The following is an 8,912-nucleotide window of genomic DNA, read 5'->3' on the forward strand; positions in this document are numbered from 1 at the left end:
GTTCCGCCCCCACCGGATTCCGCCCGCCCGGGCGACGGGCTCCGCGTCGCCCGGGCGGGCGGAATCCGGTGGGGGCGGAACCCGGTGGTGGCGGGGCCGGTCTAGCGCTCCGTCTCGCGGGAGAGGAGGGCGACGGCCTCGTCCACGTCGTCCGTGAGGTGGAACAGGTCCAGGTCCTTCTCGGAGCACTTGCCCCCGGCGAGCAGGGTGGACTTGATCCAGTCGACCAGGCCGCCCCAGTGCTCGGTGCCGAACAGGACGATCGGGAAGCGGGTGACCTTGCCCGTCTGGACCAGCGTGAGCGCCTCGAAGAGCTCGTCCAGGGTGCCCAGGCCGCCGGGCAGGACAACGAAGCCGCGCGAGTACTTCACGAAGCAGGTCTTGCGGACGAAGAAGTAGCGGAAGTTCAGCCCGATGTCGCAGTACGGGTTGAGCCCGCTCTCGAACGGCAGCTCGATTCCCAGGCCCACCGAGACGCCCCCGGCCTCCCGGGCGCCCTTGTTCGCGGCCTCCATGGCGCCCGGGCCGCCTCCGGTGATCACCGCCCAGCCGGCCTCGGCCAGGCCGCGGCCCAGCCGGACGCCCGCCTCGTACTCGGGCGAGTCGGGGCTGGTGCGGGCGGATCCGAAGACGCTGACGGCGGGCGGCAGCCCGGACAGCGCCCGGAAGCCCTCGCCGAACTCCGCCTGGATCCTGGCCACCTGCCAGGCGTCCCGTTCGGTCCAGCCGGACGCTCCGTCCGGGTCGAGGAGTCTGCGGTCGCTGTCCCCCTCGTCACCGGCGTTGCGGGCCGCCGGACCCGCCTGCTCGGCCTCCTCGGCCTCGACCGGGTCGAGACCGTGCAACAGGTAGCCCCGCCTCTCCTGGCGCACCGACACCTTCGTTCCCTCGGAGTTGCCTGTGGTCATGGGCTCTCCCCTCCGTGACGGGTTCTCCGCGTTCCTCCGCAGAGAGTAGGTCTACGCGGGTTACCCGCTGGGGACGCGAACATGTCCGCCGTGTGCCGTCCGGTACCCGTTTCGGTACGAATCCGCCGACTCCGGCGCCGCGGCTCAGCCGGTCAGCCACTCCCGCAGACGCCGCTCGGCCTCGGGAATCATCGACGCCAGGACCCGCTCGTCCCTCTTGTGGGCGAGCAGCGGGTTGCCGGGACCGTAGTTGACGGCCGGGACGCCCAGGGCGCTGAAGCGCGAGACGTCGGTCCATCCGAACTTGGGCCGCGCCACCCCGCCGACCGCCTCCATGAAGGCGCGGGCGGCCGGGTGGGAGAGGCCGGGGAGGGCGCCGGGGCTGTGGTCGTCGATCACGAACTCCTCGATCGGGCAGCCCGCGAACACCTCGCGGACGTGCGCGACCGCCTCCTCCTCGCTGCGGTCGGGAGCGTAGCGGAAGTTCACGGTGACCGTGCAGACGTCGGGGATGACGTTGCCGGCCACACCGCCCTCGACGGCCACCGCATTGAGCCCCTCGTGGTACTCCAGCCCGTCGATCACCGGGCGGCGCGGCTCGTAGGCGGCCAGGCGCTCGAGGATCGGCGCGGCGGCGTGGATGGCGTTGGCGCCCATCCAGGAACGCGCCGAGTGGGCCCGCTCGCCCTTGGTCCGCAGCTTCACCCGCAGGGTGCCCTGACAGCCGCCCTCGACCTCGCCGTCGCTGGGCTCCAGGAGGACCGCGAAGTCGGCCTCGAGCCAGTCGGGGTGGGCGTCGGCCACGTGGCCCAGTCCGTTGAGGCTGGCGTCCACCTCCTCGTTGTCGTAGAAGACGAAGGTGAGGTCGCGGTTGGGCTCGGGGACGGTGGCGGCGATCCGCAGCTGGACGGCGACGCCCGACTTCATGTCGCAGGTGCCGCAGCCCCAGAGCACGCCCTCCTCGTCCAGCCGCGAGGGCACGTTGCCGGCGATGGGAACGGTGTCGATGTGCCCGGCGAGCACCACACGCTCCGGGCGGCCGAGGTGGGTGCGGGCCACCACGTTGTTGCCGTGCCGGTCGACGGTCAGGTGGGGCAGCTTCCGCAGCGCCGCCTCGATCACGTCGGCGAGCGACTTCTCGTCGCCGCTCTCGGAGGGGAAATCCACGAGCCGCGCGGTCAGGCGGGCGGCGTCCGAGGAAAGGTCAAGCTCGGTTTCGGCCATGGCCCAGACCTTAACCCGCGCGCGGGAAGGAGAGGTTGTCCACAGGGACTCGGGCTCCTGGGTAGACCTCCGTTACCGTGTTACCCGTGACAGAGACGTCAACCGCCCCCAAGCGTCGTGGTCGCCTCGTCCGTTTCGGGGCGGCCCTGATGGTGCTGTTCTCCCTCGCGGGTTACTTCGCCGCCCGGCATCTGCCCGGCGGCGGAGCCGGTCCTTCCGGGCCGGGGTGCGAGGTGGTGGCCTCGGGCGGGCGGGGGGAGCCCGCCCGGTACGAGTTCACGCCCGAGCAGGCGGTGAACGCCGCCACCATCACGGCCGTCGGCACCGCGCGCGAGCTGCCCGAGCGGGCCGTCACCATCGCCCTGGCGACGGCGCTGCAGGAGTCCGCGCTGCGCAACATCCGCTACGGCGACCGGGACTCCCTCGGCCTGTTCCAGCAGCGGCCCTCGCAGGGCTGGGGCAGGCCGGCGGAGATCATGGACCCGGCGTACGCGGCCGGCCAGTTCTACGACCACCTGGTGAAGGTCCGGGACTACGCGGACCTGCCGCTGACGGTGGCCGCGCAGGAGGTGCAGCGCAGCGCCTATCCCGACGCCTACGCCAAGCACGAGCCGGACGCGGAGCTGCTGGCGGCGGCGCTGACCGGCCGCAGCGCGGCCACCCTGACCTGCTCGGGGCCGTCCGCGTCGGACGCGCCGGCCGGTCCGGACGCGGTGCGCGCGGCGCTGGCCCGGGACTTCGGCACCGGGGTGCTGGGCAAGGCCGCGGCGGAGGTCTCCGCCGGCCGGGGCGCGGACGCCCGGCAGGCGGACGCCCGGAGGACCGGGGGTTCGCCGGGCCGCGTCCTGACGGCGGGCTCGCGGGAGTCCGCGGCGTCGAAGTCGCCCTCCCCGGCGGCCGCCCGGACGGTGACGGTCCCGGTGGCCGAGCCGGGTGCGCGGCAGCGGGGCTGGCAGTTCGCCCACTGGGCGGTGGCCAACGCCTCCGGCCTCGGCATCGAGCGGGTGACCTACGGCGGCCGGGTGTGGACGGCGGACCGGGGCGACTGGCAGAAGGCCGGGGACGACGGCTCCCAGGGCACGCACGGCTCCCAGGGGTCCGACGCCCGGGTCCGCATCGTGACCTCGCGCTAGACGGCCGGCCCCGAGGGCCCCGCGCTCCTCCGGCGGCGGCGTCCCCGCGGACCGCCCTGCCCGGCCAACCCCCGGCCGTCGCGCAGACGTGCGACAGGTCACTCCGCAGGACCAACTCCACGACCGCCGCCCGGCACCGGGCGGCGGTTTTCGCACTGGTGGCCCACCGGACGCGGGATCCGTTGGGACAGCGGCGGCGGAAGGTTTCCGCAGCGCGCCGGACCTTGTCCGGAACGTCCCGTTCCGTCCGCAGCCGATAATGCGACGCATTGCCAACTCTTTACGGCGGCGGTCCGCAACCTTCGCCCCGCCCGGTCCGTAATCACTGCGTCCGCCTCACCGGACCCTGACCTGGCGGTCGCCCCGCGAGGCGGCCGTGGACCGAACACAAGGAGCACCATGTCCCTTCCCCTGACCCGCCGGATCGCCCGCGCCGCCCTCCTCGTCGCCGCGGGCGCCGCCCCCGTCGTCGGTGCGGCCGGCGTCGCGCAGGCCGCCCCCGCGGCCTCGGACCTGGCTCCGCTGTCGGCGCTGGACGGCGCCGGCGACCTGGGCTCCGCCCTGAGCGGCGTGACCTCCCACGCGACCGGCCTCGCGGGCCAGGCCGGCGGCGCGTTCGAGGGCGGCACCAAGGCCGCCGAGGGCGGCGTCGGCATGGCCACCAAGGCCGCCGAGGGCGCGCCGGACGTCCAGCAGGTGGTGGGCGGCGTGGCCGGGCAGGCGGGCACGATGGTCGGCGACGCCACCGGCGAACTCCCGGTGGGCGACCTTCCGGTCAGCACCCTCCCGCTGCCGGTCTGACGCCGCCCCGCGGAACGGCAGGGCCCCCGGCGCGCACGGCGCCGGGGGCCCTCGCTGTTCTCCGGGGCGTCAGCCCAGGCGGGCCGCCGCGGCCGCCACCCGTTCGTCGGTGGCGGTGAACGCCACCCGGACGTGGCGCTCGCCGGCCGGTCCGTAGAAGTCGCCGGGGGCGACCAGGATGCCCAGCGAGGCCAGGTACGCCACGGTGTCCCAGCAGGACTCGTCGCGGGTGGCCCACAGGTACAGGCTGGCCTCGCTGTGCTCGATGCGGAAGCCGTGCCGCTCCAGGGCGGCGCGCAGCGTCCCGCGCCGGGCCGCGTACCGCTCGCGCTGCTCGGCCACGTGGGCGTCGTCGCCCAGCGCGGCCACCACGGCGGCCTGGGTGGGCATGGAGGTCATCATGCCGCCGTGCTTGCGCAGTTGCAGCAGCGGCATCAGGACCGCGGAGTCGCCCAGCAGGAACGCCGCCCGGTAGCCGGCCAGGTTGGACCGCTTGGAGAGCGAGTGGACGGCCACCAGGCCCTCGTAGGAGCCGCCGCAGACGTCCGGGTGGAGCACCGACACCGGGTCGGCCTCCCAGCCGAGTTCCAGGTAGCACTCGTCGGAGACAACCAGCCCGCCGTGCTCGCGCGCCCAGGCCACGATCCGCCGCAGCTCCTCCTTGGGCAGCACGCGGCCGGTCGGGTTGGACGGCGAGTTCAGCCAGAGCAGCTTGAGGCCGGCCGGGTCGAGGTCGGCCGTCGGGTCGTCGTAGGCGACGTGGCGGGCGCCGGCCAGCCGGGCGCCGACCTCGTAGGTCGGGTACGCCAGCCGCGGGAAGGCCACGGTGTCGCCGGGGCCGAGCCCCAGCTGGATCGGCAGCCAGGCCACCAGTTCCTTGGAGCCCACCACCGGCAGCACCTGGCGGTGCGTCAGGTCGCGCGCACCGAGCCGGCGCGCGGCCCAGCCGGTGATCGCGTCACGCAGCTCGGGGGTGCCCCAGACCGTCGGGTAGCCCGGCGAGTCGGCCGCTGCGGCCAGCGCCTTCTGGACGAGGTCCGGCACCGGGTCGACCGGCGTGCCGACGGAGAGGTCCACGACGCCGTCCGGGTGCCCCGCCGCCGTCGCCCTGTAGGGCTCCAGCTTGTCCCAGGGGAAGTCCGGCAGGCGGCTCAGGAGCTCGGACACGGGTTTCGCTCACTTTCCTCGTGCCGCGGCGCCCGCGGCGTGGGGCGGAACGCCACGGTCCCGCAGGCGACCGCTGCGGATCGCCGTACGGGACCGAGGGGGAGCGATCGCGAAGGATCGCTCCGACGGGTTCCGCTACTGGTTCTGCGGGGGCAGCGCGGCGACGAACGGGTGGTCGCGCTCGATCAGGCCCAGCTTGCTGGCCCCGCCGGGAGAGCCGAGCTCGTCGAAGAACTCCACATTGGCCTTGTAGTAGTCCTTCCACTCGTCCGGCGTGTCGTCCTCGTAGAAGATGGCCTCGACCGGGCAGACCGGCTCGCAGGCCCCGCAGTCGACGCACTCATCCGGGTGGATGTAGAGGGAGCGCTGCCCCTCGTAGATGCAGTCGACCGGGCACTCCTCGATGCACGCCTTGTCCTTCACGTCGACACAAGGCTGCGCGATGACGTAGGTCACGCTGTCGTTCCTCCTCGATAGGGCGCTGGCGGGCCTCCGCAGGCTCCGCCGCCTGGCGCGCGGGAGCGCGGCGTCGTCGATGCCCGCCCCTAGTATCTCCACTTCGGGACCCGAACCGAACACGAGGGGTGATCCGACCCGTGGAATTCTCCACCGCAGCTCGAGCCGCGCTGCACCTTACCGGCTCTGACGTGGGCAAACGCGTCTCCGTACGGCGGCTCGCCGAAGAGGGCGTCGCGGGGGCGAAGTTCACCGACACCGTCGGCGTTCTCACATCATGGGACGAGGGCGTGCTCCTGATCACCCGTCGGAACGGCGAGCGGGTGCGGATCGAGGAGTCCGCCGTCGTGGCGGGCAAGGTGGTGCCCGACGCCCCGGCCCGCCGCCGCGGCCCCGCCGCCACCTACCCGGAGCTCTCCCGGGTCGCCGCGCGGGCGTGGCCTCCCGTGGAGAGCGAGCCGCTCGGCGCGTGGGTGCTGCGCGCCTCCTCCGGGTTCACCCGGCGCGCCAACTCGGTGCTCCCGCTGGGCGACCCGGGGCGGGACCTCGACGAGGCGCTGGCGGCCGTCCGCGCCTGGTACGCCGAACGGGGGCTGCCCGCCTACGTCCAGGCGGCGACCGGCGCGGAAGGGGCCGACGAACTGCTCTGCGCCGCCCTGGAGGACCGCGGCTGGATACGCGAGGTCTCCGCGGAGCTGTGGATCGGCGGTCTGGCGCCGGTGGCCGACGCCGTGGAGCCGGCCGGGACCGGGCCGGGCGCGGTCCCGGTGGAGTTCTCCCGGCACACGAGCGACTCCTGGCTGGCCCGTTACCAGCGCAAGGGTGTCGGCGAGGCGGCCCGCCGGGTGCTGGAGGGCGGCCCCTCGGTCTGGTTCGCCACCGTCCCCGGCGCGGACGGCGCGCCGCCCGCGGCCATCGGGCGCTGTGTGGTGGACGGCCGGTGGGCCGGGTTCGCCGCCGTGGAGGTCGCCCCGGAGCGACGCCGTGAGGGACTGGCGACGCGGGTGATGGCGGCGCTCGCCGGGAAGGCGATGGAGGAGGGCGCCTCCGCGGGCTGGCTCCAGGTGGAGACGGACAACGCCGGGGCGCGCCGGCTCTACGACGCCCTGGGCTTCGCCGCCCACCACGCCTACCACCACTACCGCTCCCCCGAGGCCTGAGGAGGCGACCGCACGGCATGCTGACCCCCGAACCTCCCACCCCGGCCGGGCTGGGGCAACGCGCCCGCTGGACCGCGCGGTTCGCCGCCGAGGCCCGCGCCGAGCGTCCGGACCTGGTGATGCTCTGTCTGCTGATCGGCGCGGTCGCGGACGGCTCGCTCGACGAGACCGGCATGGACGAGGCGCAGATGGAGCTGGACCGGCTGGCCGGGCTGCTGCCCTACCGGCCGGGCGGCCCGCGCGAGTGGGCCGAGGCGGCGCGCCTGCTGCTCGGCGAGGCCGAGGGCTTCGGCGGCGGCCACGCCGACTACCGCGACCTGCGGTCCTCGCTGCTGCACGAGGTGCTGCAGCGCAGGCGGGGCCTGCCGATCCTGCTGTCGGTGGTGTGGACGGAGGTCGCCCGCAGGGCCGGCGCCCCGGTCCACGGGGTGGCGCTGCCGGGTCACTTCGTCGTCGGCTTCGGGCCCGCGGACGATCCGGCACGCCAGGTGCTGGCCGACCCGTTCGCGGGCGGGCGGCTGCTGACCGGCGCCGACGCCGAACTGCTGGTGCTGGACGCCACGGGCGACTCCCCGGACCCGGCGGACCCCTCGGTATGGACGCCTGCCCGGCCGCTGGAGGTGGTGATGCGGATCCTCAACAACATCCGGGCCTGGGCGGCGGCCCGCCCTGAGCAGTCCGCGACCGCGCTGTGGGCGCTGGAGCTGTCGCTGCTGCTGCCCGCCCGCCCGGCGAACCTGCGCCACGAGTACGCCCAGCTGCTGATCGCCCGGGGCGACTTCACGGCCGGGGCGGAGGAACTCGAGGTGTACGCCGACGTGGTGGAGGCGGTCGACGAGGAACTGGCCGAGCGGGTACGCGGCCAGGCGCGCGCGGCCCGCGCCCGCCTCAACTGACCCGCCGGCCCGCCCGGGTACCCGAACGGGTCCGCCCGCACCGCCCTCGGGGGCGGTGCGGGCGGACCCGTCGGTGCGGCGGTGCCGCGGTCAGCTGGGGTCGGTCTCGATGACGGCGACCCGCTCGGTGGTGCTTTTCAGGGCGGGGCGCAGCGCGCCGATGACGTCCTCGACGGTCACCGGCGTCTTCTTGCCGGTGCCGCGGGTGATCAGCACCCCGTCGAAGGTCTCGCCGTAGAGCTTCTCCAGCTCGGCCTTGTCGTAGCTCTCGACCAGCCGGCCGTCGACGGCCTGCACGCGCAGGAAGCGCCAGAGCGAGTTCTGCGGGCTGAAGGAGATGGTGTGCGCTGCGTCGGTCTGCACGGTCACCAGACCGGACATGGCGGGCTTGGCGAACTCCTTCATCATCCGGTCCACCTCGGCGTCCGGGACGCTGGGCTCGCGGGTGACGACCGGCAGCTCCACGGCCCCGGCGTCGCCGGTGGCGACCTGCCGGCGGTAGGCCTCCTTGACGGCGGGGACGGCCTGCTCGACGTCGAGCCCCTTGCCGGGCTTGCCGTGGACAGCGACGGCCTTGCCCGCCTTGAACTCGATGCCGCCCTCGGTGACCGAGCCGGCGCCGCCGGCGGCCTCCTGGAGCGCGGCGCGCAGCTTCTCGGAGTCGACCGGCAGGTTGGGCTCGATCTCGCGCTGTTGGCCGAAGAGCGAGCCGATCACCGAGACCGGGTTGTAGTCGCTCTTCGCGGCGGCGCCCACGGTGGCCCGGGTGTCGAGGTCCAGGCCGGCCTGGTCGGGCTCGAGGCTGACGGTGTCGCCCTCGACGGTGAGCTGCAGCGGCTTGTCCGCGCGGTCGCCCAGGGCCTGGTCCAGCTTCTGCGCGGCCTCGTCGCGGGTGCCGCCGCCTATCTCCACGCCGAGCACGGTGGTGCCCTTGGGCACGTCGGAGTGGTTGAGCAGCAGTCCGGCGCCGTACGCCACGGCGCACAGGGCCACCAGGCCGCCGCCGAGCAGGACCAGCTTGTTGCGGCCCTTCTTCCGTACGGGCTGCGCCGCCGAGGCGGGCACGGGCGCCGGGGTGGGGGCCACGGGACCGCCGGGCCTGCCTGGCGGCGGCGCGGCGGGACCGCCGGGGACGCCGCCGGCCGGTCCGGAGCCCGCGGGCACCCG

The 8,912-nt window shown here is 74.7% G+C and carries 8 protein-coding genes and 1 pseudogene; 4 read left to right on the plus strand and 5 right to left on the minus strand.

Annotation, left to right across the window (positions count from 1 at the left end; all coding sequences use genetic code 11):
- Positions 1–101: 101 nt before the first annotated feature.
- Together ACOV8S_RS15395 and dapE are read right to left on the minus strand one after the other, a co-directional pair.
- Positions 102–908: an LOG family protein gene (locus ACOV8S_RS15395; protein ID WP_448318391.1), complete on the minus strand. Its 807-nt coding sequence runs from the start codon at positions 906–908 to the stop codon at positions 102–104.
- Between the two features lie 144 nt (positions 909–1,052).
- Entirely contained in the window at positions 1,053–2,132 is a 1,080-nt protein-coding gene (gene dapE / locus ACOV8S_RS15400; RefSeq protein ID WP_448318392.1) for a succinyl-diaminopimelate desuccinylase, read from the minus strand.
- An 86-nt stretch (positions 2,133–2,218) separates the two neighbouring features.
- Between dapE and ACOV8S_RS15405 the strand changes: the two genes are divergently transcribed.
- Both ACOV8S_RS15405 and ACOV8S_RS15410 read left to right on the plus strand, forming a co-directional pair.
- Complete coding sequence (locus ACOV8S_RS15405; protein WP_448318393.1) at positions 2,219–3,265, plus strand: heavy metal transporter; 1,047 nt, start codon at positions 2,219–2,221, stop codon at positions 3,263–3,265.
- Positions 3,266–3,664: 399 nt separating this feature from the next.
- Positions 3,665–4,066 (plus strand): ATP-binding protein, encoded by a 402-nt coding sequence (locus ACOV8S_RS15410; protein ID WP_448318394.1) that lies wholly within the window; start codon positions 3,665–3,667, stop codon positions 4,064–4,066.
- A gap of 69 nt (positions 4,067–4,135) precedes the next feature.
- Here ACOV8S_RS15410 and dapC read toward each other — a convergent pair whose 3' ends face one another.
- The gene (dapC, locus tag ACOV8S_RS15415) at positions 4,136–5,233 is read right to left on the minus strand and encodes a succinyldiaminopimelate transaminase (protein WP_448318395.1); all 1,098 of its coding nucleotides are present in this window, start codon (positions 5,231–5,233) and stop codon (positions 4,136–4,138) included.
- 135 nt (positions 5,234–5,368) lie between these two features.
- Positions 5,369–5,689, minus strand: a complete 321-nt coding sequence (gene fdxA, locus ACOV8S_RS15420; RefSeq protein WP_077966227.1) for a ferredoxin — start codon at positions 5,687–5,689, stop codon at positions 5,369–5,371.
- A gap of 140 nt (positions 5,690–5,829) precedes the next feature.
- Between fdxA and ACOV8S_RS15425 the strand changes: the two genes are divergently transcribed.
- Together ACOV8S_RS15425 and ACOV8S_RS15430 are read left to right on the plus strand one after the other, a co-directional pair.
- The gene (locus ACOV8S_RS15425) at positions 5,830–6,849 is read left to right on the plus strand and encodes a GNAT family N-acetyltransferase (RefSeq protein ID WP_448318396.1); all 1,020 of its coding nucleotides are present in this window, start codon (positions 5,830–5,832) and stop codon (positions 6,847–6,849) included.
- A 17-nt stretch (positions 6,850–6,866) separates the two neighbouring features.
- Positions 6,867–7,745, plus strand: coding sequence for a transglutaminase-like domain-containing protein (locus ACOV8S_RS15430; protein ID WP_448318397.1), 879 nt, complete (start codon positions 6,867–6,869; stop codon positions 7,743–7,745).
- Positions 7,746–7,835: 90 nt separating this feature from the next.
- Here the strand turns inward: ACOV8S_RS15430 and ACOV8S_RS15435 are convergent.
- Positions 7,836–8,912, minus strand: a pseudogene (locus tag ACOV8S_RS15435) (hypothetical protein); the annotation flags it as partial.

The sequence above is a fragment of the Streptomyces sp. CO7 genome, assembly GCF_053474865.1.

Bases quoted from the DNA above. Each gene is read 5' to 3' on its own strand.
- ACOV8S_RS15430 (WP_448318397.1), top strand. From the start codon at position 6,867: ATGCTGACCCCCGAACCTCCCACCCCGGCCGGGCTGGGGCAACGCGCC.
- dapE (WP_448318392.1), bottom strand. From the start codon at position 2,132: ATGGCCGAAACCGAGCTTGACCTTTCCTCGGACGCCGCCCGCCTGACC.
- ACOV8S_RS15395 (WP_448318391.1), bottom strand. From the start codon at position 908: ATGACCACAGGCAACTCCGAGGGAACGAAGGTGTCGGTGCGCCAGGAG.
- ACOV8S_RS15410 (WP_448318394.1), top strand. From the start codon at position 3,665: ATGTCCCTTCCCCTGACCCGCCGGATCGCCCGCGCCGCCCTCCTCGTC.